Annotated in this window: 26 protein-coding genes; 7 read left to right on the plus strand and 19 right to left on the minus strand. The window is 40.2% G+C overall.

Annotation, left to right across the window (positions count from 1 at the left end; all coding sequences use genetic code 11):
• Nucleotides 1-25: 25 nt before the first annotated feature.
• From LCD34_RS17345 to LCD34_RS17370, 6 genes are all read right to left on the minus strand, one after another.
• Nucleotides 26-319 (minus strand): anti-sigma factor family protein, encoded by a 294-nt coding sequence (locus tag LCD34_RS17345; RefSeq protein ID WP_017359388.1) that lies wholly within the window; start codon nt 317-319, stop codon nt 26-28.
• On the minus strand, nt 316-834 hold the full coding sequence (locus tag LCD34_RS17350; protein ID WP_035701060.1) for an RNA polymerase sigma factor: 519 nt from the start codon (nt 832-834) through the stop codon (nt 316-318). Before LCD34_RS17350 ends, LCD34_RS17345 begins: the two co-directional genes overlap by 4 nt.
• Nucleotides 834-1097, minus strand: coding sequence for a hypothetical protein (locus tag LCD34_RS17355; protein ID WP_048001595.1), 264 nt, complete (start codon nt 1095-1097; stop codon nt 834-836). Before LCD34_RS17355 ends, LCD34_RS17350 begins: the two co-directional genes overlap by 1 nt.
• Nucleotides 1087-2940 carry a hypothetical protein gene (locus tag LCD34_RS17360; RefSeq protein WP_224559784.1) on the minus strand — a complete coding sequence of 618 codons (1854 nt, stop codon included), beginning with the start codon at nt 2938-2940 and terminating at the stop codon, nt 1087-1089. The genes LCD34_RS17355 and LCD34_RS17360 overlap by 11 nt, the downstream gene beginning before the upstream one ends.
• Before the next feature lie 183 nt (nt 2941-3123).
• A complete protein-coding gene (locus tag LCD34_RS17365) occupies nt 3124-3930 on the minus strand; it encodes an inositol monophosphatase family protein (protein WP_017359392.1) in 807 nt (268 codons plus the stop codon).
• 133 nt (nt 3931-4063) lie between these two features.
• Nucleotides 4064-4252 (minus strand): hypothetical protein, encoded by a 189-nt coding sequence (locus LCD34_RS17370; RefSeq protein ID WP_008345085.1) that lies wholly within the window; start codon nt 4250-4252, stop codon nt 4064-4066.
• Between the two features lie 287 nt (nt 4253-4539).
• Between LCD34_RS17370 and LCD34_RS17375 the strand changes: the two genes are divergently transcribed.
• Nucleotides 4540-5175 (plus strand): DUF1054 domain-containing protein, encoded by a 636-nt coding sequence (locus tag LCD34_RS17375; RefSeq protein WP_017359393.1) that lies wholly within the window; start codon nt 4540-4542, stop codon nt 5173-5175.
• A 27-nt stretch (nt 5176-5202) separates the two neighbouring features.
• Here LCD34_RS17375 and LCD34_RS17380 read toward each other — a convergent pair whose 3' ends face one another.
• Nucleotides 5203-5472, minus strand: coding sequence for a UPF0223 family protein (locus LCD34_RS17380; RefSeq protein ID WP_008345089.1), 270 nt, complete (start codon nt 5470-5472; stop codon nt 5203-5205).
• Nucleotides 5473-5662: 190 nt separating this feature from the next.
• Between LCD34_RS17380 and LCD34_RS17385 the strand changes: the two genes are divergently transcribed.
• Complete coding sequence (locus LCD34_RS17385; protein WP_017367175.1) at nt 5663-7135, plus strand: aminotransferase class I/II-fold pyridoxal phosphate-dependent enzyme; 1473 nt, start codon at nt 5663-5665, stop codon at nt 7133-7135.
• Nucleotides 7136-7178: 43 nt separating this feature from the next.
• Here the strand turns inward: LCD34_RS17385 and LCD34_RS17390 are convergent, their stop codons facing one another.
• Nucleotides 7179-7298: a GapA-binding peptide SR1P gene (locus tag LCD34_RS17390; protein WP_003212464.1), complete on the minus strand. Its 120-nt coding sequence runs from the start codon at nt 7296-7298 to the stop codon at nt 7179-7181.
• Nucleotides 7299-7616: 318 nt separating this feature from the next.
• Between LCD34_RS17390 and LCD34_RS17395 the strand changes: the two genes are divergently transcribed.
• Complete coding sequence (locus tag LCD34_RS17395; RefSeq protein WP_223255627.1) at nt 7617-7997, plus strand: hypothetical protein; 381 nt, start codon at nt 7617-7619, stop codon at nt 7995-7997.
• A gap of 327 nt (nt 7998-8324) precedes the next feature.
• Here the strand turns inward: LCD34_RS17395 and lpdA are convergent, their stop codons facing one another.
• The 5 genes from lpdA to LCD34_RS17420 form a co-directional block, all read right to left on the minus strand.
• Nucleotides 8325-9737, minus strand: coding sequence for a dihydrolipoyl dehydrogenase (gene lpdA, locus LCD34_RS17400; RefSeq protein ID WP_003211097.1), 1413 nt, complete (start codon nt 9735-9737; stop codon nt 8325-8327).
• Nucleotides 9738-9741: 4 nt separating this feature from the next.
• On the minus strand, nt 9742-11085 hold the full coding sequence (locus LCD34_RS17405; RefSeq protein ID WP_008345100.1) for a dihydrolipoamide acetyltransferase family protein: 1344 nt from the start codon (nt 11083-11085) through the stop codon (nt 9742-9744).
• A 108-nt stretch (nt 11086-11193) separates the two neighbouring features.
• Nucleotides 11194-12171: a pyruvate dehydrogenase complex E1 component subunit beta gene (gene pdhB, locus LCD34_RS17410; RefSeq protein ID WP_007498597.1), complete on the minus strand. Its 978-nt coding sequence runs from the start codon at nt 12169-12171 to the stop codon at nt 11194-11196.
• A gap of 3 nt (nt 12172-12174) precedes the next feature.
• Nucleotides 12175-13290 carry a pyruvate dehydrogenase (acetyl-transferring) E1 component subunit alpha gene (gene pdhA / locus LCD34_RS17415; RefSeq protein WP_007498599.1) on the minus strand — a complete coding sequence of 372 codons (1116 nt, stop codon included), beginning with the start codon at nt 13288-13290 and terminating at the stop codon, nt 12175-12177.
• A gap of 567 nt (nt 13291-13857) precedes the next feature.
• The gene (locus tag LCD34_RS17420) at nt 13858-14526 is read right to left on the minus strand and encodes a YkyA family protein (RefSeq protein ID WP_008345105.1); all 669 of its coding nucleotides are present in this window, start codon (nt 14524-14526) and stop codon (nt 13858-13860) included.
• A 235-nt stretch (nt 14527-14761) separates the two neighbouring features.
• Between LCD34_RS17420 and LCD34_RS17425 the strand changes: the two genes are divergently transcribed.
• Together LCD34_RS17425 and def are read left to right on the plus strand one after the other, a co-directional pair.
• Nucleotides 14762-14941, plus strand: a complete 180-nt coding sequence (locus tag LCD34_RS17425; protein WP_026050085.1) for a YjcZ family sporulation protein — start codon at nt 14762-14764, stop codon at nt 14939-14941.
• Between the two features lie 112 nt (nt 14942-15053).
• Complete coding sequence (gene def / locus LCD34_RS17430; RefSeq protein WP_008345111.1) at nt 15054-15611, plus strand: peptide deformylase; 558 nt, start codon at nt 15054-15056, stop codon at nt 15609-15611.
• A gap of 38 nt (nt 15612-15649) precedes the next feature.
• Here the strand turns inward: def and LCD34_RS17435 are convergent, their stop codons facing one another.
• Nucleotides 15650-16429 carry a Cof-type HAD-IIB family hydrolase gene (locus LCD34_RS17435; protein WP_098680855.1) on the minus strand — a complete coding sequence of 260 codons (780 nt, stop codon included), beginning with the start codon at nt 16427-16429 and terminating at the stop codon, nt 15650-15652.
• A 394-nt stretch (nt 16430-16823) separates the two neighbouring features.
• Between LCD34_RS17435 and LCD34_RS17440 the strand changes: the two genes are divergently transcribed.
• Nucleotides 16824-17033 carry a DNA-dependent RNA polymerase subunit epsilon gene (locus LCD34_RS17440; RefSeq protein WP_008345114.1) on the plus strand — a complete coding sequence of 70 codons (210 nt, stop codon included), beginning with the start codon at nt 16824-16826 and terminating at the stop codon, nt 17031-17033.
• Nucleotides 17034-17038: 5 nt separating this feature from the next.
• Nucleotides 17039-18706 (plus strand): ribonuclease J1, encoded by a 1668-nt coding sequence (rnjA, locus tag LCD34_RS17445; RefSeq protein WP_008345116.1) that lies wholly within the window; start codon nt 17039-17041, stop codon nt 18704-18706.
• 99 nt (nt 18707-18805) lie between these two features.
• On the opposite strand, the gene ade is transcribed toward rnjA, so the two are convergent.
• The 5 genes from ade to LCD34_RS17470 form a co-directional block, all read right to left on the minus strand.
• Nucleotides 18806-20536, minus strand: a complete 1731-nt coding sequence (gene ade, locus LCD34_RS17450; protein WP_058337392.1) for an adenine deaminase — start codon at nt 20534-20536, stop codon at nt 18806-18808.
• Nucleotides 20537-20798: 262 nt separating this feature from the next.
• Entirely contained in the window at nt 20799-21467 is a 669-nt protein-coding gene (locus LCD34_RS17455; protein ID WP_008345123.1) for a potassium channel family protein, read from the minus strand.
• A 37-nt stretch (nt 21468-21504) separates the two neighbouring features.
• Nucleotides 21505-22347 carry a gamma-glutamylcyclotransferase gene (locus LCD34_RS17460; protein ID WP_224559785.1) on the minus strand — a complete coding sequence of 281 codons (843 nt, stop codon included), beginning with the start codon at nt 22345-22347 and terminating at the stop codon, nt 21505-21507.
• A gap of 27 nt (nt 22348-22374) precedes the next feature.
• On the minus strand, nt 22375-23664 hold the full coding sequence (locus LCD34_RS17465) for an ATP-binding protein (RefSeq protein ID WP_058337394.1): 1290 nt from the start codon (nt 23662-23664) through the stop codon (nt 22375-22377).
• Nucleotides 23665-23808: 144 nt separating this feature from the next.
• Nucleotides 23809-24087, minus strand: a complete 279-nt coding sequence (locus tag LCD34_RS17470) for an AbrB/MazE/SpoVT family DNA-binding domain-containing protein (protein ID WP_017359400.1) — start codon at nt 24085-24087, stop codon at nt 23809-23811.
• Nucleotides 24088-24358: the final 271 nt, after the last annotated feature.

Genomic DNA, 24358 nt, shown 5'->3' on the forward strand with positions numbered 1-24358 from the left:
GGTTCATCCAGATGGGGGTTCTTTCTTATATCCAATAGATCAAGAGCATGATGAGATAGACGATACTAAAAACGATACTTGCCCGTAATAACAGTTTTCCATAGTAGCGCCTTTCAAACTTTCTTTTTTCTTCTTTTTCATCTATGAACGGTATGAAATCTGTTGACTTTGCAATAGAGACTGGTTCTTTCATTTCTTCATATAGATAACGGCATTTTTTGCATGAACGTAAATGCTCATCCACTAATTGATTTGTTTCTTCACTCGTGTCCCCTTCTATATAAAGTGGTAATAGTTCTTCAATCAAATAACAGCTCATTTGTTGAACTCCTCACAATGTAGCTTTCGTTTCAGCTCTAATCTAGCTCGATGAAGGGTTGTCTTTACTTTAGATAAGGTCCAATTCAAAATTTCCGCTACTTCTTCATACGATAATTCCTGAATATCTCTTAAAATGAGGACTTCTCGGTAAGAATCCTTCAATTGATTGATCTGGCTCCACAGCCTTTGAATATCAGCTTGAGTTTCTAAATGGTCTTCAGGTGTCATGAATATCTGCTGCTCTAAAAAATCAGCTTTTTCTACATCCGTAAAAGTTCGTTTTACTTTTCGGCGATAGTCGTTGACAAACGTATGATAAGCAATGGTGTAAAGCCATGTTTTAATGCTTGAATGTCCTTTAAAAGAGGATAACCCATGCAGTGCCTTGATAAATACATCCTGCGCAAGGTCCTTGGCTGTTTCGACATTTCCCGTTCTGCGATATAAATATTTGGTGATTTCCTGAAAATATTCTTCATATATTTTTTCAATTTGATTGGTCGGTCTAGACATCAAAAATAAAACCACACAGTCATCCAAATTGATAATACGATAAAAAAGAAGTATAACGAAGAAATAAACCACTTCATGCGTTTTAATTCGAGATAATCGCTCTGATCCTCAGTGTGGGCAGGAGTAAACTCGTTTCCCTTAAAAGAATGCTGAAACTGCTTTTCATGCGCCATCATCCAGTTAGAAGCCTCTTCTCCAAGCTCCCCTTCCTGATACAATTCATATAAGTCTTGAAAGATGGCTTGTTTTTCTTTATCTGTCAAAACGTTGCACCTCTTTTGTTCGTCCATTTACTTCATATATTTTCCGCTCATTCGATCCGAAAGTTTGAATGATCACAAACCACGAAATGCTCTTTTCCCCCTCTTTGTCGATCATTCTCACCGGCTTGATTTGTTTTTTATAGATGGCATAAGGTTCATACTTTTTGAGGATTTGCTGATAGACTTCATCACGTTCTTGATTCGATACCGTATGCGGTAAAGAAGAGTCTGATTGCCAATTCAACGCAATTCCATCGGCATCTCTCGTCACATGAAGTAAATGGGATGACCCGTGAAAAGTATATTGTTTGTGTTCACGAGATCCTGTTTCTGTCTTCACGTCTTTTGACTGTTCCCCTATCATTTCCAACAAATCTTCGTCACTGATATTTCCTGTTTTCTGTTGAAGAATCGCTTTTGATAGCTGTATTTTTAGCAATTCTTTCGTTGAACCATTAAACACAAATGTAGATTGATCGGCTGTCTTTACCTCCACTTCATGCTGCCACTGAAAATAAAAGCCATCAACGTCTGTAATCTGATAATCTGTTGGCTGTAAATTTAGTTTTTTATAGATACGATTTATTTTCGTTTTCATTTCTTTGTTTGTTAAATTGATCCCGTCTATATCCTTTAATTGAAAGATGGCGTTCCCATATTGCGCTTGTCGAAGCGTCTCTTTTTTCCATGTGGCAAACGCTAGGCTCTCATCTTTATTCTGAGACATTTTTGGCAAAAGAAGAACGCTTGTCTCCCCGTCTTCTTTTCCGACGACGATATGAATGCGGTCTAGATCAACGGATCGGCCGCTTCTTTCAAAAAATTCAATGGTTTTTTCCCTATATTCTTTATCGGTCAAATGCTGACCCTTTGAGCGGCCATGATAAAAATAGCTGTTTAATTCACCTGTAAACGCAGAAACATTCACTTCATATTGATCGGCTGCAAACACGTAGTTATCAGAGATCGGCTGTTTACTAGTCGTTGAATATAATGTAGTGTCCGATGGTACAAACTTTGAAGCGAATGCTTTTGCACTTGCTTCAGATAAAGGGCGATATTCTTCTGAGAAAGTATCTGTCAGTTCCGTTTTAGTAAATTGAAACATGATATGTGGAAGATTTAAGATCGGGTTCAGCATCAGCATAAAAAAGACGACAATTCCCCAAGTACCCCACTGTCTCAACTTCACCTTGTTTTGTAGTAACACACATAACAAATGTAATGTCATAAAGCTTCCTGCGGCCGCTACTAAAATCACAATGGATTTAAACGAAGATTGTAGCTCATACTTCGAGATAGCAGGATAAAAAATATACAGCAGGGCAGCGAAAATCAGGCCATAGAAAAACAGCAATTCTTTCCACTTCTGATGCCAAAACAAACGAAAGAATAGGTGAAGTATCAAAGCGGCAAAGCCAATCATAAGCAAAATGATGATCAAATCTCTCCATATCAGCTCCGTATCACCGCTGAGAAAGAACTTTTTGCTTTCAACTAACACAATAAATACCGTTTGACATAAAGGCAGAAGTAACACAGATAAATCAAATGCAAAAAACATGCCCTTATTTTTTAAATAAGGAAGAGAAATCACATAGAAAAGTGATGCAAGTAAGACATATCCATAGATGAGAAATTGCATGAAATCTGTCAGCACTTCAAATGTTTCGATCGTATACTGTCTAGCTAGCACTTGGTGGATCATCTCAAGTGTCATACTCCCTAGCAGAACTACTCTTAATACGATTCCAGCATAAAATACATAACGACTCTTCTTTTCTTTCCATATGGGAAGTGTAATGAAAAGGACAAATAGTCCAAGCACACACCATTGAATCATGTGGATACTGTACTCATTTAAAATAAAAAACCTTTCAAAATGGAGGGATAAATCACTAAACAAATCAAACATTGCTACACAATCCTTTACATCAAATTAAGGCCTCATTCGTTTAGACATCTGCCTTACCAAAAAGTTTCAGGAAAAACAAAAAATCACTTCATTCTCATGAAGTGATGTTGTTTATTTTTTATTTCCGCTTCCTTTTATGTAATCATGCAAGATTTTCTCACAGACGGATCGATTTCCGGCAACAATGCTATTTTTCTCTAGAAACGTTAAGCGTTCTCCGTGAATATTCGAGTAAACAGCGCCTACCTCATCAAGCAACACACATCCAGCAGCATAATCCCATGGCGCTAGCCTTAACGTGACATATGCGTCGCTTCTTCCGCTTGCAATATAAGCCAGTTCAAGTGCAGCTGATCCAATCGTTCTTGTTCCTCTCACATCGCGTACGAGACGGGCAAACGGCTTAGCGTCAAAATGGGGGCTTTCAATCGCCCATGTTGGGTTAATGCCGACAATGGCTTTTTCAATGGCGACATCTTTTAAAGGCGGGAGTAAGGTATCGTTCATATACGCCCCTTCTCCTTTGACTGCATGATAGAGCTCGTCATGGATGACGTCATAAATAAGACCGATTTTCCCCACACCATGTTCAAATATCCCAATTGAAATGGCAAAATTTCGTTTTTGATGGACAAAGTTCATGGTGCCATCAATTGGATCAATGATCCATACTATTCCGTCAAGAGAGATCACTTCTTCCCCTTGGCCCTCTTCTCCTAAAATATGATGATCTGAAAATGTCGACTGTATCTTTTCAATGAAGAAACGTTCTGTTTCTTTATCGATGTTTGTGACAAGATCATTTGGATTTGATTTTGTTTCAATTGATAGACCTTCCTGCATGGATGCTTTAATGCGGCTACCCGCTTCTTTTACCCAAAGCTTTGCAAGTCGGTCAATTTCCACCCAGTTTGTCATCGGACTGTAAACCTCTTTTCTATGTAGTACCTATTTGTATTAGCATACTGATATTATGTACGTAAAAGCAAGAAAAAAGCAGCTTCATACAAAAACGAACCGATGAATTGGTTCGTTTTTACCTCACCTTGTTTTACCCTTGAAGCTGCTCCCATTCTTTTCTTAGGCGCTCAAGCTTTCGTTTGCTGCGTTCTACTTGGATATCATCTTTTTGCTCGATGGCTTCATGAAGCGTAGAAAGCTCATAATCAACCTCTAATCTCCACACAGCGATGCGATTCTTCTTCTCTTGTCTATACCCATGCTTCACGATTTGCTTCATTGGTCAACGCCCCTTCCAGAGAATGATTCATTCCTTGTCAGTTTTCATTGATAAAAAATACAATCGATAAGAGAAATGGTTCTTGCTTATATCGTATGAAGCGATCGCATAACCGCAACGACATTCTGAAAATTGTGTTTTTACCTATTTGTTATGTACCACAAAATCGATGTTTTTAAACGCCGAACCAAGATCCCTGCTATCTTTCTCCTTAAAGTGCATCTTTTTTTGAGCTTGACCCAAGCTATGATAAAATATGATCAGCGAAAAGATACAGGAGGCATAACATGAGTGAAATGCGTTTTAGAGATGAAGATTTTGAAACATTCACAGTAGACGGTTTAGATGAACGTATGACCGTATTAAAAGAGAGAGTCCGTCCAAAGCTTGAAGCACTTGGTGAACATTTTGCACCGCTTCTTTCTTCTATTACAGGAGACGAAATGTTTGTCCACGTGGCAAAACATGCAAGAAGATCAGTCAACCCGCCAAATGACACTTGGGTGGCTTTCGCTAACAGTAAGCGTGGGTATAAAAAGCTCCCTCATTTTCAAATTGGGCTTTGGAAAACTCATGTATTTGTATGGTTTGCGCTTATTTATGAATCTCCAGTAAAAGGTGAATATGGGCAATTATTCGAAAAAGAGCTGGACACGATCCAAAAGAAAATACCGCAATACTTTGTTTGGTCTAAGGATCATATGAAACCGGACGTCCTCCGCCACAGCGAACTTGATGCTGAACAGCTGAGAACACTATTTGAACGTGTTCAAACAGTCAAAAAGGCCGAACTCCTTTGCGGCATCCAGCTTCCTAGAGAAGAAGTTGTTCAAATGAATAATGAAGAATTCTTATCAAAAATTGAAGATGCCTTCCGCACAGTAACTTATCTATACCGCTTTACACAAAAAGAATCTGTATAAAAAAACGAGCCTATATTGGCTCGTTTTTTACATCCGTATCATAGCTGTTTCTTCAGCCTCTCTTGCGCTTTTTACTGTGCGATAAGGGGAATACCCACTTCCCTTTTCAAACGCCGCACAATGCGTCTTTTCTTCTGCTTTTGATGGTACAACTTCTTTAAATCGTTTATAAGCCTCTAGTAATGCTTGTTTCGCAATTCCTGTTTCATAGGCTTTTTCAACGGCTTGAAAAAATGAAATGACCGCCATCTTTTCTTCAGTTGTCCAGTCGACGTCCATTGGATATTGATATTCCATTTACTTGTCCCTCACTTTAATCCACATTTCTTATTTGAACTTTTATTATAGCATCTGTTTGATCAGAATCCGATTGATTTTATGCTTTACATTCCGATCAGTTCATAATATAATTCTTTTGTTTTATGCAATGAAATCTGCTGTTATTGGGATAATAATAGCAGGTATTTCGATGAAGGTGGGAAAGCAATTGTCACAACATGATACACCCTTATACACTGGACTAAAAAAACACGCTTCAACCAATCCAGTCCAATTTCACATTCCAGGCCATAAAAAAGGAGCCGGAATGGACCCTGAATTTAGAGCATTCATTGGAGACAATGCATTAAGCATTGACCTTATTAATATAGAACCTCTTGATGATTTACATTCGCCTCGAGGAATGATCAAAGAAGCACAGGAGCTTGCAGCAGAAGCATTTGGTGCCGACCATACGTTTTTCTCTATACAAGGAACAAGCGGCGCGATCATGACAATGGTGATGACCGTCTGTGGTCCTGGAGACAAAATTATTGTTCCACGTAATGTCCATAAGTCGATTATGTCTGCTATTGTATTTTCTGGTGCAGTACCTGTTTTTATTCACCCGGAAATTGACAAAGAGCTTGGCATCTCTCATGGCATCACGCCAGAGTCAGCTAAAAAAGCGCTGACTAAACACCCAGATGCGAAAGGGCTGCTTGTGATTAACCCAACGTATTTTGGCATTTCAGCTGATTTAAAAACCATTGTAGACATTGCTCATTCATATGACGTACCTGTTCTTGTAGATGAGGCACATGGTGTGCATATTCATTTTCACGATGAGCTTCCATTGTCTGCGATGCAGGCGGGAGCTGATATGGCAGCAACAAGTGTGCATAAACTTGGTGGCTCTCTCACCCAAAGCTCGATTTTAAATATAAAAGAAGGGCTTGTTTCAAAGGATCGAGTACAATCTATTTTAAGCATGCTGACAACTACGTCTACTTCTTATTTGCTTTTAGCCTCCCTGGATGTCGCTAGAAAGCGATTAGCGACTGAAGGAAAGGCACTTGCAGATGAAGCCATTCGATTAGCTGAATCAGCAAGAACTCGTTTAAACGAAATTGAAGGTATTACTTGTATTGGTCAAGAAATTCTCGGTTCACCTTCTACTTACGATTATGACCCAACAAAATTAATCATCTCCATTAAAGACCTTGGTCTCAATGGCCATGATGTGGAGAAATGGCTAAGAGAAAGCTACCGAATTGAAGTAGAGCTCTCTGACCTATACAATATTTTATGTATCGTGACGCCTGGCGATTGTGATGAGACGATTGATACGCTTGTAACGGCTATGAAGGAAATTGCGGCCACCTCTGCACGTCAAGGCGGCAAACAAGCCGTGACAGAAGTGTTACTGCCTGAAATCCCTTCGCTTGCGATGACGCCGCGTGACGCTTTTTACGCAACAACGGAAGTCATTCCATTTAAAGAAGCGGCTGGCCGGATCATTGCAGAATTTGTCATGGTTTATCCGCCTGGTATTCCTATTTTTATACCAGGAGAAATCATCACAGAAGAAAATATCTCCTATATCTTTAAAAATATCGAAATCGGTCTTCCTGTTCAAGGACCAGAAGATTCCACACTAGATATGATTCGTGTCATTAAAGAACAAAAAGCCATTTTATAAAAAAGAAACATGCAGCCCCAATTGGAGCTGCATGCTTTTTTATTTATTCAGAGGCTTCATCACAGCAATGACAGTGACCACATGTTCCATAAAGTGTTGTCACTTTTTCATTTTCAAATTGATCAATGGTTTCATTGCAATCTTGACAAATAATTGTACCCACTTGTACATTCCCCTTTTCTTTACTCAAAGTTTGAAAGCGTTTAATCTATTTCATATCTCTATAATATGATGTCACATTTAAGTTGTCAACGGTTAATTGTATGACACAATTAATCATTTTTTATAAAAATATGTTTTTTTCTCATCATATTGAGGAAACGTTTCAAATGTATTTTGCTTCATATCAATTCTGTAACAATTGAGTAACAATCGAAAATTGTCAAAAAGGACGTGATACACTAGAGTGACTAACAGGGAACTGGCTCCTAAAAATGTTGGTACAACCCCAAAGGATTTTGAGGTGAATAGATTGAATTTTATGAGGACCCTTCTCATTATATTCCCTATGCTCTTTGTACTTAGTTCATGCTCATTTGCGTATATCATACCGAATCAGACAGACCAGGTCAGTCATATTCAAAAGCCAAGAATTCTCTTTTTTACTGATGCAGAAAATCTTGATAAAGAAAGTCCTTATTATGACGCAGTGCTCGATTTAAAAAATGAATATCCGAAGGAAATGTCCAAGATGATTGTCAAAGAAGATCGTAAAGGCTGGAAAAATGAAGTAGACGAACTGCCGGCTATTTTACTTGTCAATAATGAAAAGGTCATTGTGAAGGTGGAAGGTAATGTCCGAAGTAAAGAGGATATCTTATCACCCATATGCCAAGCATTAGATCGAGTGAATACAAATTAACGGTTCGACTTTGCACTTATATATCCATATGAAAAAAGCCCTCAGCTCATGAGGGTTTTTCGTTTTCAGCGAGGTTTCACATACATAAAAAAACCCTCTCCGTGTGGAGAGGGCTTCAGCGTGTAGACCAACCCTCGCATTCTTTGTCAGCCCTGCGTGCTGGTGCTCACGAATGTCAAATTCGCTCCGCTCCAGTACTCGTCCTTCCTAGGGCTGCAAAGGTTTTCTATCGCGCTGAAAAGAAGACAAAGGGCTAAAATCAAGTTCATTTTAGCCCTTTGTCAACAATCTGAAACCCTCTCCGTGTGGAGAGGGTTTCAACGTTCATTATTTTACGATATGGATTGGGCTTCCGATTGCTACTTCAGCCGTTTCCATTGTGATTTCACCTAAAGTTGGGTGAGCGTGAATTGTCATTGCGATATCTTCAGCTGTCACTCCAGCTTCAATTGCAAGGCTAAGCTCTGAAATCATATCAGAAGCGCCAACACCTGCGATTTGTGCACCGATCACTAGACCATCCTCTTTACGAGTGATCATTTTCATGAAACCATCAGTTGCATCAAGAGAAAGTGCACGTCCGTTTGCTGCGAATGGGAATTTCGCTGCAACAATGTCGATTCCTTCTTCTTTTGCTTCTGCTTCAGTGTATCCAACAGTTGCAAGTTCTGGCTCAGAGAATACAACAGCAGGAATACCAAGGTAATCAATTTCAGCTGGCTCTCCAGCGATTGCTTCAGCAGCAATTTTACCTTCGTAAGAAGCTTTGTGTGCAAGTGGTGGTCCATCAACGATGTCACCAATTGCATAGATGTTTGAAACGCTTGTACGGCATTGTTTGTCAGTTTTGACAACTCCGCGGTCTGTCAATTCAACACCAACTTGCTCAAGACCAAGCTCATCTGTGTTTGGACGACGACCAACAGTCACAAGTACGTAGTCAGCATCGACAGTTTTTTCTTCACCTTTTACTTCGAAAGTAACAGTGACACCGTCAGATTTTTCTTCAACGCCTTTTGCAAGAGCGTTTGTGTGAATTTCAACGTTTCCTTTTTTCTTCAGGTTACGTTTCACTAATGAGCTCATTTGCTTTTCAAAACCTGGAAGGATTTCGTCTCCACCTTCAAGGATGACAACTTCTGTTCCAAAGTTCGCATAAGCAGTACCAAGCTCAGTACCGATGTATCCACCACCGATGACAACTAACTTTTTAGGTACTTCTTTAAGCGCTAAAGCACCAGTTGAGTTAATCACGCGGTCTGTGTATTTAAATGTAGGCAATTCGATTGGACGAGATCCAGTTGCAAGAATTGCATTTTTAAATGTATAAGTCTGCGCTGAATTTTCATCCATGACACGTACAGAGTTGCTGTCTACGAAATAAGCTTCACCTTTGACGATGTCTACTTTATTTCCTTTTAGAAGACCTTGAACTCCACCTGTTAATTTGTTTACAACAGAAGCTTTCCACTCTTGAACTTTTGTGAAATCAACTGTTACGTTTTCAGCTTTGATACCCATGTCTTCAGAATGCTTTGCATTCTCGAAACGATGTCCAGCATTGATCAATGCTTTTGAAGGGATACAGCCGACGTTTAGACATACGCCGCCAAGTGTTCCTTTTTCAACGATTGTTACTTTTTGTCCTAGCTGTGCAGCACGAATAGCAGCTACATATCCACCAGGACCTGCACCGATGACAAGAGTATCTGTTTCGATTGGGAAATCTCCTACTACCATGAATTTACGCCTCCATTAAAATTAATTGTGGATCATTCAATAAACGCTTGATGTGGTTAAGGGCATTTTGCGCAGTAGCTCCATCAATCATACGGTGGTCAAAGCTTAGGGAAAGAGCTAAGACTGGAGCTGCAACGATTTCGCCATCACGAACAACCGCTTTTTCAGCGATACGGCCAATACCAAGGATCGCTACTTCTGGGTGGTTGATGACTGGAGTAAACCATTGTCCACCAGCAGAACCGATGTTTGTGATTGTGCAAGATGCACCCTTCATTTCAGCTGGAGCCAATTTACCATCACGTGCTTTTGTTGCAAGCTCGTTGATTTCGTTAGATACTTCGAAAATCGCTTTGCGATCTGCATTTTTCACAACTGGAACAAGCAAGCCTTTTTCAGTATCAGCTGCAATTCCGATGTTGTAGTAATGCTTTTGAACAACTTCATCTGTTTTATCATCGATAGAAGTGTTAAGTACTGGGTACTTTTTCAAAGCAGAAGTTAGAGCTTTTACAACGTAAGGCAAGTAAGTTAACTTGATTCCTTGATCAGCTGCAACTTGTTTGAATTGTTTACGATGTGCAACAAGGTTTGTTACATCAACTTCATCCATTAATGTTACGTGAGGAGCTGTGTGCTTAGAGTTCACCATTGCTTTCGCGATCGCTTTGCGGATTCCGCTCATTTTCTCGCGAGTTTCTGGGAATTCTCCTTCTAGAACTGGAGCTGCTGCCGCTTTTGGAGCTGCTTCTTCTTTCGCACTTTCAGCTGCTTGAGGTGCTGCTTCTTGAGTTGCTGCAGAACCGCCATTAAGGAAGCTGTCGATATCTTCTTTTAGTACGCGGCCATTTTTACCAGTACCTGCAACTTTGTAAATTTCAACGCCTTTTTCACGCGCATATTTACGTACAGATGGCATAGCAATAACGCGTTTGTTAGGATCAGCATCTACTTGCTCTTGTGCGCCAGCACCAGTTGCTGCTGCCGCTTCTTCTTGAGCAACTTCTTTCTTTTCAGGCTCGTTACCAGCTTCAGCAGTACCTTGTACTTGAGCTTCAGTTTTCGCTTCGCCTTCTTCTTCGCTGCCTTTAAATTGAAGATTTTCGTAACCAGGTGCATCAAACGTAATGATTGTTTGTCCTACAGTTGCAACTGTTCCCTCTTCAACTTTTAATTCTAATACTTTTCCTTTAACAGGTGAAGGAATTTCTACAACTGCTTTATCATTTTGTACCTCTGCTAAAACGTCATCTTCATTGATTTCGTCGTTTGGTTTTACAAACCACTTAACGATCTCACCTTCGTGGATACCTTCTCCGATGTCCGGAAGTTTAAATTCAAATGCCACTGTTTTTCGCCTCCTAGATTATGTTAAACCCTTGTTCTGTCAACATTACACGGTCATGTAATTGATAAAGGGGAAGAGAAATAAATTCTTTTCCCCTCTGTCATTTAATTAAAATTCAAGAACTTTCTTAGCTGTTTCAAGCACGTCTTTATGGTTTGGAAGCCATACGCTCTCAGCTTGAGAGAAAGCAAATACAGTATCAGGTGCAGCTACACGAAGTACTGGTGCTTCAAGGCTAAGAATTGCTCTATCATTGATTTCAGCTACTACGTTTGCTGCAATACCAGCTTGTTTTTGTGCTTCTTGAACAACGATCGCACGACCTGTTTTTTCAACAGAAGCGATGATTGTTTCAATATCAAGCGGGCTCACTGTACGAAGGTCAACGACCTCAGCAGAAACGCCTTCTTTTTCAAGTTCTTCAGCAGCTTTAAGTGATTCGTGAACCATTGCACCGTAAGTGATGATTGAAAGGTCAGAACCTTCACGTTTCACGTCAGCTTTACCGATTTCAATTGTGTACTCTTCTTCAGGAACTTCCTGACGGAAAGAACGATAAAGTTTCATATGCTCAAGGAATACAACCGGATCGTTGTCACGGATTGCAGAAATTAATAGTCCTTTTGCATCGTAAGGTGTTGAAGGAATAACAACCTTGATACCAGGCTGTTGTGCAATAAGACCTTCTAAGCTATCAGCGTGAAGCTCAGGTGTGTGAACTCCTCCGCCAAATGGAGAACGGATTGTCACTGGAGAATGCCAGCGTCCACCAGAACGGTAACGCATACGAGCCATTTGTCCAGAAACAGAATCTAATACTTCGTAAACGAATCCGAAGAATTGAATTTCCATTACTGGGCGGAATTCTTGTAGTCCAAGGCCAATTGCAAGACCGCCAATACCAGATTCAGCAAGTGGAGTATCGAATACACGATCCTCACCAAACTCTTTTTGCAATCCTTCAGTCGCACGGAATACGCCGCCGTTTTTACCAACGTCTTCTCCGAAAACAAGAACGTTTTCGTCATTTTTCAGTTCTGTGCGTAACGCATCAGTGATCGCTTGAATCAATGTCATTTGCGCCATGGCTTACTTCGACTCCTTCTGTTTGTAGATTTCAAGCTGTTCAACCAAGTTAAATGGTTTCACATCGTACATGTTTTCAATCAAATCAGTGACTTTCTGCTTAGGCTGTTCGTCAGCTTCTTTGATTGCTTGTTTGATTTGTTCTTTTGCATCTTCGATGACTTTATTCTCTTCTTCTTCAGACCAAAGGCCTTTGTTTTCCAAGAATTTGCGGTAGCGTACCAATGGATCTTTTTGCTCCCACTCATTTTCATCTTCTTTTGTACGATATCTTGTTGGATCGTCACCAGCCATTGTATGTGGGCCGTAACGGAATGTAAGAGTTTCAATTAATGTTGGACCTTCACCATTTACAGCACGCTCACGAGCTTCAGCAGTCGCTGCGTATACAGCTAATGCATCCATACCGTCAACTTGTACGCCTACGATACCAGCTGCAGCTGCTTTTTGTGCAATCGTTTGTGCAGCAGATTGCTTTTCAACAGGTGTAGAGATCGCATATCTGTTGTTTTGGACAACAAAAATCGCTGGCGCTTTGTAAGCCCCTGCAAAGTTAATACCTTCGTAGAAATCACCTTGTGAAGCTCCACCATCACCAGTGTAAGTGATTGCAACAGCATTTTTACCGCGCTTTTTCAAACCAAGAGCTACACCAGCAGCTTGAATGATTTGTGCACCGATAATGATTTGCGGAGAAAGTGCATTCACATCTTCAGGCATTTGGTTCCCAACAAAGTGTCCACGAGAGAACAAGAATGCTTTTGTTAGTGGAAGACCATGCCAGATTAATTGTGGTACATCACGATATCCTGGAAGAATGAAATCTTCTTTCTCAAGTGCAAAGTGAGTTGCAAGCTGAGAAGCTTCTTGTCCAGCTGTTGGCGCATAGAAGCCAAGACGTCCTTGACGGTTCAATGAAATTGAACGTTGATCTAATACACGTGTAAACACCATACGGCGCATTAATTCTTTTAATTGGTCATCTGAAAGATCTGGCATTGCCGCTTCGTTTACGACTTCGCCTTTTTCGTTTAAAATTTGGAACGTTTCAAACTGCTTTTTGATGGCATCGAATTGCTTTTTGCTATCAACAATTGCTTTTTTTGTTTTTGCAGCCATTCTAAAGTCACCTCTTCCTTTCTTTTAACAGTCAATTTGTCGTGAATCCATTTATACATACAGATATAGGATAACCCAAAATGCTCATATGACTCCTGTATATAATAGCCACAAAGATCATTGTCGAAACATTGGATGATCGCTTGCTTTTGAGTTTTTCTAACTGTATTAACGATAGTTCACAAAAAACTAATACAACTTCTGTTAACAAGGAATAGTTTACAACAAGAAAAATAGTCCGTCAATTGATTTAACGGCTTTATTTAAATAAATGTATTCGCTTTACTTTTTATGGTGACCTGTATCAATCTGTTTAATCAACAGCACAAACTGTACTAGTATAGAGTGGATCACTGTACTACAATAGCACATGTTTGTTTTTGTCGAAAAATAAAAAAAGAGCTATTTTTAGCTCTTTTGATCGTGATGGACAAAGGGCTAAAATGAACTTCATTTTAACCCTTTCTCTTCTTTTCAGTTTGATATCTTGGAAAAACGAGTAACGGCACGCAGGCACTTTGTGAGTAGCAGCGATAAACAGAGCTAGCAAATATGCAAGTACTGTTTTTAGCTATTTTGTGATTCTTTCTGAGCTGTTTTGTATAAAGCTTGTTTATATTCGTTCAATTGATCTGTATATTGATTGAACTTCTTGCTTTCTTTTCTCACTTTACTATAGGAACGATTGACTGTTTTCAGTTTGGATTTCAGTTCAGCGTATCCTAAGTCTTTTCTTTTTAAAGATTCATACAAGTGCTTGTCTTGTTTCAGCGCCTTTTGATACTCACGGTAAAGCTGATCATACGATGCATATCTTTTTTCAATTGATTTGACTGTTTGTTCTGCTTTGTCTTTTACTTCCGCATCTTTTATCTGTCCAGCGAATTCTTTTACAGATTGAAATTCTTTTTTCGATTGATCCATGCTGTCTTTTTCTGTTTTTAAATGTTCTTCACGCTTTTCTGCCGATGCTAATGCTTGATCAGACAAGCTTGAGACTGTTTTTGTGTGGTCTTTTGTTGTTTGAATCATTTTTTTATACAACTGCTGCTCTTTTTTCTCATAGCTTTGCAGTGCGCCTTGTTCTTTTTCAAAGGATGCTTCTTTTTCGCTCATTTTCGTCATGGCATCTTGCATCTCATAAAGCGGATTTTGACCTCCGCAGCCCGCAAGCAAGAGGGTACATATCCCCGCTAAAGCTGCACCTGCTTTTATTCTTCTTTTCATCTGTTTCAATTACAAGGTCCCCCTTTACATCTCCACATACCACTATAATTTTTCAGGGCGGTTGTGACAAGGAAAGAGGATGGTTTTTTGAGGGGAAAGAAGATTTTTTTCATGCTCTAGGCTCATGACTATACAAATAGTGCATTCATACATAGTTTATATTACACGCTTCGCCTTCACTTATGAGAGGCCGAGTGTATTTCCAAAGGAGGTCAAAAGTATGTCTAATTATAGTCATGGAAGTATGTATGGTGGATACGGCGGTTACGGTTATGGATACGGCGGCGGTTGTTGCTATCCAAGTTATGGTGGTGGATACGGTTGCGGTTACGGTGGTGGACGTACATTCGCTTTAATCGTCGTCCTATTCATTCTATTGATCATTGTTGGCGCAGCATTCTTAGGCGGCGGTGGCTGCTGCTAATGGCTGAATAAGCCTCTGACCGGTCTCATACGACCGGTCTTCTTTATTTCATTGCATATGTTGTGTATCATTTTATATACTTTACATACAAAGGAAATAGGAGTGAAGTTTTGTGATTACCATGGATGATATCGTACGAGACGGGCATCCCGTCTTAAGACAAACAGCTGAAGCGGTCGAACTCCCGCCAACAGAAGAAGAAAAACAGCAATTAGCTGACATGATTGAATTTGTCAAAAACAGTCAGGATGCAGACATTGCTGAAAAATATGAACTTAGACCCGGTGTTGGCCTAGCAGCTCCGCAAATCAATATCAGTAAACGAATGATCGCTGTTCACTGTGAAGACGAGGGCGGAGAACTTTACAGCTATGCATTATTCAATCCTCGCATTGTTAGCCATTCAGTCAAAAGAGCTTATTTAGCTACTGGAGAAGGCTGTTTATCTGTTGATGAAGCCATCCCTGGATTCGTCCCGCGCTATGAAAAAATCAGGGTGAAAGGTACAACGCTTGAAGGTGAAGACATTGATATTCGCCTAAAAGGGTTTCCGGCCATCGTTTTTCAGCATGAAATTGACCACTTAAATGGCATTATGTTTTATGATCATATTCAAAAAGATCATCCATTCGCCGAGCCAGACAACGCGGTTGCGATCGGCAGATCATAACATAAAAACAAGACCCGTCCATCAGCGGGTCTTGTTTTTTATTCTTCAATAAGGCCTAATTCAGTCACAGCGTGGAATATGCCATCCTCATCTACAGGTTTGGTGACAAAGTCAGCTAATGTTTTTAATTCATTGACTGCATTCCCCATCGCAACGCCTGTTCCAACAAACGAAATCATTTCTCGATCGTTCAGCCCGTCACCGAAGGCAATTGTGTCCTTTTGATCGTACGGAAGTCTTTCAATGACTCGTTTAATTCCTTCAGCCTTTGATCCACCTTTTGGCAGGACATCCGTAGACAGCTCATGCCACCTGACGAGATCAATTTCTTCACGGAACGCTTCATATAGATGTTCCTCTTCTGCTTTACAAAATAGCAGCATTTGATAAATGACGTTTTCTTTAAAGAATGACAAATCGTGCTCGGGGTGCTCTGTTTTTAAAGTGCCAATCCCTTCATGGATAAATGGATGGTTCGGCACAGACGCCTTCATCGTCTTCTCTCCCATGAAAACAAGCGGATGATCATGTTGATCCGCTGTTTCATAAATTTTATCCATCAGCTCTTGCTTAAGCGGATTGCCATAAATGACTTCTCCTTCGTACATGACATACTGACCGTTATAAGCAATAAATGAGTCAAGCCCTATTTCTTCTAAAATAGGCTGGATGAGAAAAGGCGAACGGCCAGATGCAATGAAGAGATGATGCCCTTTTTCTTTTAATAAACGAACAGCTCGCTTCGTTGATTCAGGTATTTTTTTATCATGGTCATATAAAGTACCGTCGATATCAAAGAAGATGACTTTTTTATTCATATCTCGTCTCCTGTCTCTTGTTATGTATACCCTCTCCCCTTCATCATACAGAAAGATCTTCACTGACGAAACCACTTCCTCTTAAAACGCCCATTTCCCACATATAACCATGTAACATTAAGTGGAAACATCATATAATACAAGTATATAGAGAGAACGGAACAAATGGCTGAATGAGACTCATACCGAAAGGAGGCGATCCGCGATGCTTCGTCGTCTGCGCAAGAAAATTCGAAGACAATGGAAGGACATGCTTCGTAAAAAATCGATTGCTTAAAAGGATCTTCCGCACATTTGCTGAAGGTCCTTTTTTCTCTGAGACTTTTCTTATGCGCGTTTTTTTAATATAATAGAATAAGCGAGTGTAACATACGGTATTTAAGGAGAGATTTGGATGATATATAAGGTATTTTTTCAGGCAAGTACGACTGAGGTACCTGTGAGAGAACACACAGATTCACTATACGTTGAAGCGGTTTCTGAAAGAGACGTACGCGATAAGTTGAAAAAACATAACTACAATATTGAATTCATTCAGCCTGTAGACGGTGCTTTTTTAGACTATGAACGAGAAAGTGAAAATTTTAAAGTATTGGAGCTATGAGAGGAATGAAATTTGTAAAAAACGATCAGGCGGCAGTTTTTGCGCTCGGCGGATTAGGCGAGATCGGTAAAAACACGTATGGCGTTCAATTTCAAGATGAAATCATTTTGATTGATGCTGGTATTAAGTTCCCTGAAGATGAACTTCTTGGAATTGATTACGTCATCCCTGACTATACGTATTTAGTTAAAAACGAAGATAAAATCAAAGGTCTTTTTATTACTCACGGACATGAAGACCACATCGGCGGTATCCCTTACCTTCTCAAGCAAGTGAATATTCCAGTTTACGGAGGCAAACTCGCAATCGGCCTACTTCGTAACAAATTGGAAGAGCATGGTCTATTAAGACAGACCAAACTTCACATCTTTGAAGAAGAAGATACGATCAAATTTAGAAAAACAGCTGTGTCTTTCTTTAGAACGACGCACAGCATCCCAGATTCTTATGGAATTGTCGTGAAGACACCTCCTGGTAACATCGTACATACAGGCGATTTCAAGTTTGACTTTACTCCTGTTGGCGAGCCTGCCAATTTAACGAAAATGGCTGAGATCGGGAAAGAAGGCGTTCTTTGTCTTCTATCTGACAGTACAAATAGTGAAATTCCAGAATTTACGATGTCCGAAAGACGTGTAGGTGAAAGCATTGATGACATCTTCAGAAAAGTAGATGGACGTATTATCTTTGCTACATTTGCATCTAACATTCACAGACTTCAGCAAGTCATCGAGTCAGCTGTTGCCAATGGCCGAAAAGTCGCTGTGTTTGGGCGTAGCATGGAGTCTGCCATTGATATTGGACAAGAGCTCGGATATATCAAATGTCCAAAAAACACATTCATTGAGCACAATGAAATCAACCGCCTTCCAGCAAACAAAGTAACCATTCTTTGTACTGGTAGTCAGGGCGAACCGATGGCCGCTCTTTCTCGTATTGCCAACGGTACACACCGCCAGATTTCAATTAACCCTGGAGACACTGTTGTCTTCTCGTCTTCACCGATCCCAGGTAACAATATTAGCGTAAGCCGTACCATTAACCAGCTTTATCGTGCTGGTGCTGAAGTCATTCATGGCTCACTCAATAATATTCATACCTCTGGACACGGCGGGCAGGAAGAACAAAAGCTGATGCTCCGTTTAATCAAACCAAAATTCTTCATGCCGATTCACGGTGAGTACCGCATGCAAAAAACGCATATTAAACTTGCGAATGATTGCGGAATTCCTGAGGAAAACTGCTTTATCATGGATAACGGTGAAGTTCTTGCTCTGAAAGGTGACGAAGCAAGTGTCGCTGGCAAAATTCCATCAGGCAACGTGTATATCGACGGTAGCGGTATTGGTGATATCGGCAACATCGTGTTAAGAGACCGCCGCATTCTTTCAGAAGAAGGTCTTGTCATTGTTGTTGTCAGCATGGATATGAAAGAATTCAAAATTTCTGCAGGTCCTGATTTAATCTCAAGAGGTTTTGTCTACATGAGAGAATCTGGAGACCTCATTAATGACGCGCAAGATCTCATTTCAAAGCATCTTGAAAAAGTAATGGAACGTAAGACGACTCAATGGTCAGAAATTAAGAACGAGATTACTGACACTCTTGCTCCTTTCCTTTATGAAAAAACAAGACGCCGCCCAATGATCTTACCGATTATTATGGAAGTGTAATGACGTTCAAGGAGACACAGCCAATTGGCTGTGTCTCTTTTTTATGCGCAATAAAAAAACCCGCATATCTGTACGATACGTGCGGGTTTAGTCATTGTTTTACGATTGAATCGGGAGATGCTGAAAACTTCTCACATCAAACAATCCTTGTGTTGTCATTTTCACATCAGGAATGACTGGCAGTGCCAAGAAGGATAATGTCAAAAACGGATTAAAGTCTAAGACAAAGCCTGTTTCCTTTAAAGCATCATGAAGTGCATGAAGGCTTTCATTGACCGTATGTGCAGGTTGATCTGATAATAAACCGGAAATCGGTAATGGAAGCGTATGAAGAACTTCTCCGTCTTTTACAACGGTCAAACCGCCCCCTGCTTCTTTTAGCGTCTCAATGGCTTTGATCATATCAGCATCATTTGTTCCAACGGCAATTAAGTTATGCGAGTCATGGGCAACTGTTGTTGCAATTGCCCCCTCTTTTAAGCCGAATCCGCTGACAACCCCTATCCCAATTTCAGATAGACCTTTATGGCGTTCGACAAGCACTATTTTTAATACATCTCGATCAATATCACATGTAAATTGTCCATCGCTGCCAGAAGGAGATATTTGTTCTAATTTCGTTTCAAGCTGATTCGGTATAATGCGAATGACATTCATCTTTTGATGATCTGTTATAGGCAGCGTTAAATCTTTCTCTTGAACGTCCACTGCATGTACCGATTGCATGAGCGAAGAATTTGGCGTGATCTTGTCGACACTTGGCAAATATTCTCCATGTTCAGAGACCAATTCTCCTGCGATAAAGACGCTTGTAATTCCTACCTCATGTAAGTCAGAAATGAGCATAAAGTCCGCGTCAAAGCCTGGTGCAATCGCTCCCTTTGTTTTAAGACCGAAACACTCCGCTGCGTTTAAACTTCCCATTTGATATGCTAAAAAGGGGGCCAATCCTTCTTGTATCGACATCCGTACTTGTTCATCAATACTTCCTTGAGCCATTAAATCATCTAAATGTTTATCATCCGTACAAAAGAAAAAGCGTCTCGCATTCTTCTCATTGACAGCAGGTAATACGTTTTTCACGTTTTTAGCAACAGAGCCTTCTCTGAGCATGACATACATGCCTCTTTTGACACGTTCAAGGGCCTCTTGAGCTGTTGTCACCTCATGATCCGTTTGGACATTAGCTGTTCGGTACACATTAATTAATCGGTCCGTTAATCCTGCTAGATGGCCATCAATGAGTTTATGTTCATGTTGAGCATCAAGCAGTTTTTGAAGCATATCTTCTTCCGCTTGTTCAACCGCGACATAATCCATCACTTCGGCAAGACCAAGCACTTCTTTCTCCTGATAAAGAGGCTTTAAATCTTTTGCTTTTAGTGTAGCACCTGATCGTTCAAAGCTGACTGCCGGTACACAGGATGGCAGCATGAAATATATATTTAAAGCAGCTTTTCTCGCTTCTTCGAGCATAAAACGGATACCTGCAACACCGGATACATTGGCAATTTCATGCGGGTCTGTTACAACAGTTGTCACACCGTGAGGAACGACAGCTTTGGAAAATTCAGCAGGAGTCACCATCGAGGATTCGATATGAACGTGGCCGTCAATGAAACCGGGAACAAGCATTTGACCTGTTGCATCCAGCTCCTGTTCTCCCTCATACTCCCCAATTCCTACTATTTTTCCATTTTCAACAGCGACATCAGCGTCTATCCATTCCTGGTTAAACACGTCCATAACCTTCGCATGTTTAATCACTAGGGCTGCTTTTTTTCTCTTTGCAGCTACCTCAATTTGATGTCTGAAAAGCTCCTTATCCAACGACACTGCCTCCTCCGAGTAAACAATATAATGTTTCTTATCGTAAACGAATCTGTTTGTCCAGTCAATGACATTTAGAGAAAATCAACCATATCAAAAGATTGATTTTTATTTCTGAATAGTGATAATTGGCTGAAAAATAACCATGTTCTATTTTGCTGTTCTTTTAGAAAGTAAACGGCTCTTTTCCACTTTGTTCTCTCCCACAATGTCCGCCCCACATGTACACTTCTAAAGCAAAAAACACCCCTTCTCGGAGTGTTTAATAGTCGTTCTGCATTTCCCGTTTTTCAAAGCGCCCGATATCTGCCACTGCCCCAATGACAATCAGGATATCTTCTTTTTGAATCATTTCATCTGCGAGCGGTGAAACGATCACTTCTTTCCCGCGCTTAATTGCCACGATATTGATCCCGTACCTTGCACGGATGTCGAGATCTAACAAAGAGTGCCCAGCGAGTCTGCTGTTGGCGACGATTTCAATAAGGCTGTACTCATCTGACAGCTCTAAATAATCAAGCACGTTGTTAGAAATAATTTTATGTGCAATCCGTCTGCCCATGTCTCGTTCAGGATGGACAATACGGTCCGCACCAATTTTATTCAAAACCTTTTCATGGTAGTCATTTTGAGCTTTCACTGTGACCATTTTGACACCAAGTTCTTTCAGCATAATCGTTGTTAATATACTGGCCTGAATGTTTTCACCTATCGCCACGATCACATGATCAAAATTGCGAATGCCTAGGTTCTTTAAAACAGATTCGTCCGTCGAATCACCAATCACAGCATGTGATGCAATTTTAGCATATTCGTTCACACGATCTTCATTCATATCCATGGCCATGACTTCAAGTCCTTCTTCGCTTAGCGCCTTGCAGATACTTCCGCCGAAGCGTCCAAGACCAATGACTGCATATTCCTTTTTCATGTTCAGACTCCTTTTATATCACTTACCATGCATTTTACTACGGTTTCATTAATGAATCCATATGTGACCGTATTTTTTTACGGAATGCTTCACTTAGGTAAAGGTCTGCTCCTTTTTCGATTTCACTGCGATAATGATCTGGAGGCGCAATTTCTTCGCTCTTTTTTAAAACGAGAAACGTTAAGCAGTCCTCATACACTTGATCACCTACTGTGACATCGACAAATGCTGGACGATAAGTCCCTTCATTTACACCTTCTCGTTTGTACAAATAACGAATGGCATCAAAAGGTACTTCATATAGAACACCCTCTGTTTCTCCGCCGTCTTCTACCATATCTGCTCTTGATCCATCAGGGCGCACCAATGTAAACCTTGTGGTAAAACGATCAAGTGTGCCACCGCCGATGATTTGTTTGAAATAATGTTCCACTTTCGCAAGCTTAAACCTTGCATCATCCATACAGGACCCATAGGCAAAATAATAGAAGGAAGACGGTTGGCGCTCCCATAGTTGATATGACTTCCAGCAGCCGCTTTCAATCTCCTTCAGGCTCGATGCCTTCTGCTTACCTATTGTATAAGCAACGGCTGACCTTGGCCCCTGGTCTGTCATAACCTCTATTTCCTGCTGGTCATACCCTTCCTCTAGCTCATCTATCTTATGCAGCGTTTCATCACTGACCTCATACAATTCTCCATATACTGTGTTTTGTTCCGAGACAACACACACAGGGTAACCCTCACCTGTATCGTACAGTCTCCCTTTTATCCAAGCAGATGCTGCTAATGGACTGCTTTCTTTCATCAATGTCTCGTGATACTTTTCGTGCTTTAAAAGTGTCCCATACACAAATAACGTCTTTGTCCCTTTCGTCATCACACATCACATCCTCTCACCTTGCTACTATCTGCTTTTTTGATACACAGGTAAGTAAATATCAAAAACCGTCCCTTTGCTGAGCTCGCTCTTTACATCCATTCTTCCATGGTGATCTTTTAAGATCGTCGCACAGATCGTTAAACCAAGTCCTGTACCTTCTTTTTTAGTCGAAAAGAAAGGATCATATATTTTCAGAATATCCTCTTCGGACATTCCTTTTCCTTCATCTTGAATCGTGATTTTCCATTCATTCATCACTTTTTCTGTTGATATGTATATATTGCCGCCTTCAGGCATCGCCTCGATCGCATTTTTGATTAAGTTAATGAAAAGCTGCTTCATTTGATTGGCGTCTGCTAATATCGTGCCAGCATCCTGCTTTTTAAATGGCTGTTTGAGATCAATATTTGAAAGAACGGCATTTGTCTTTAATAAGGTAATCACCTGCTCTAGCAAATCATGGAGCTGTACTTCTTGAAATTGAACCGATTGAGGTTTTGCTAAGACAAGCAGCTCACTTAAAACAAAATCAATGCGTTTAATTTCAGAAAAGATGATATCAAAATAATCGGTTCTTTCTGGATATTGCGTTTTCATCAGCTGCAAAAATCCATTAACTGAGGTGAGCGGATTTCTGACTTCATGGGCAATGCCAGCGGCTATTTGTCCTGCAACAGCCAGCTTTTGTGCCTGCATTTGCAATTGCTGATTTGATCTTTCAAGTTCAAGCTTTGCCTGCTTTTGTTTCGTGATATCTGCAACCGTTCCAATACCTCCAGTAAACTGGTGCTGTTCATCGAAATAAAGCTTATAATGCACATCTCCCCATACCTTTTTTCCTTCTTTATGGAGAAGCTGCAGCTCCACCCGTCCCTCATCCTTATGCTCTTTGATCACAGACAACAAATGCTGAACGACATGCTCTTCTTGATCAAAGTACTGATTGTACATCGTACCTAGACACTCCTCTATGTTGTAACCCGTCATTTGTTTCCATGCTTGATTTAAAAAAATGATTTCACCTTTTTCATTGGTTTCAAAGACGATTTCTTGCAAGTTATCTGTGATTCGATTCAGCCGCTCTGTTAGTTCGTGTGCTTCTTTTTCTCGTTTATTTAAATCTGATACAAGCAAATTCAACCGGTCCACATAGCCTGAGATGCTCCAAATACCGGCCAAAACAACGACTGTAAAGGCTAGATCGAGCGGCCAATTAATGTGATAGCCGCTAAGATAATAAAAGAAATCCCAGCTCAAAATTAATATAAATGCAAGAACGGATAACAGGATCCGTACTTGATATGTTTTGTTCAAATAATTCCACCTGCCGCCCTGAGATTCTTTGTCAATTGTACCATTTTCCACTTATTTTTTGAGGGAGATGCGGCATTTTTAAGGAACTTTTTTAGAAAAAATAGCCTGCTCTCAGCACAATGGGAGAGAACAGGCTATTTTTATTTACTGCTGAAGGGCTTCTTGAAGCTCTTTTAGCAGTAGTTCTGCGCCTTCAGCGCTTAATGTAATTTGACCATTTCCATACTCGTGGTTCTCAGAAGTAATCTCACCAGTCATCAGGCAGACGCCCTCTGGCTGATATTTTTTCAAGACGATTTTATCTCCATCTATAAAAAATTCCATACTGTCTTTAATAGCGATATCAAGTGCTCTTCTCAATTCGATTGGCATCACAATACGCCCTAGTTCATCTACTTTTCTTACAACTCCGATAGATTTCAATTTCGTTCCCTCTTTCTTTCATTAGCTCAAGATCAATCTGTTTTTCACCAATTGATATATCGTAGACGTAAGAGGTTCTTAAAAGGTTTCTCCTACATAAAAATTTTTTTCATAATCGTAAAATCAAAGGGAAAATTTATTGTGATTGTCAAAATGAGACTTGAATTTTACAGATTCATTTCAAGGTGATCACAAACCCCCACAAATGACCTCAACCCTCTGAACTTTTAAATGTAAAATTGTTTAAAACAGCAAAAATAGAGATTGGGTG

The sequence above is a fragment of the Bacillus sp. RAR_M1_44 genome, from assembly GCF_020165935.1.
Lineage (GTDB): Bacteria > Bacillota > Bacilli > Bacillales > Bacillaceae > Bacillus > Bacillus altitudinis.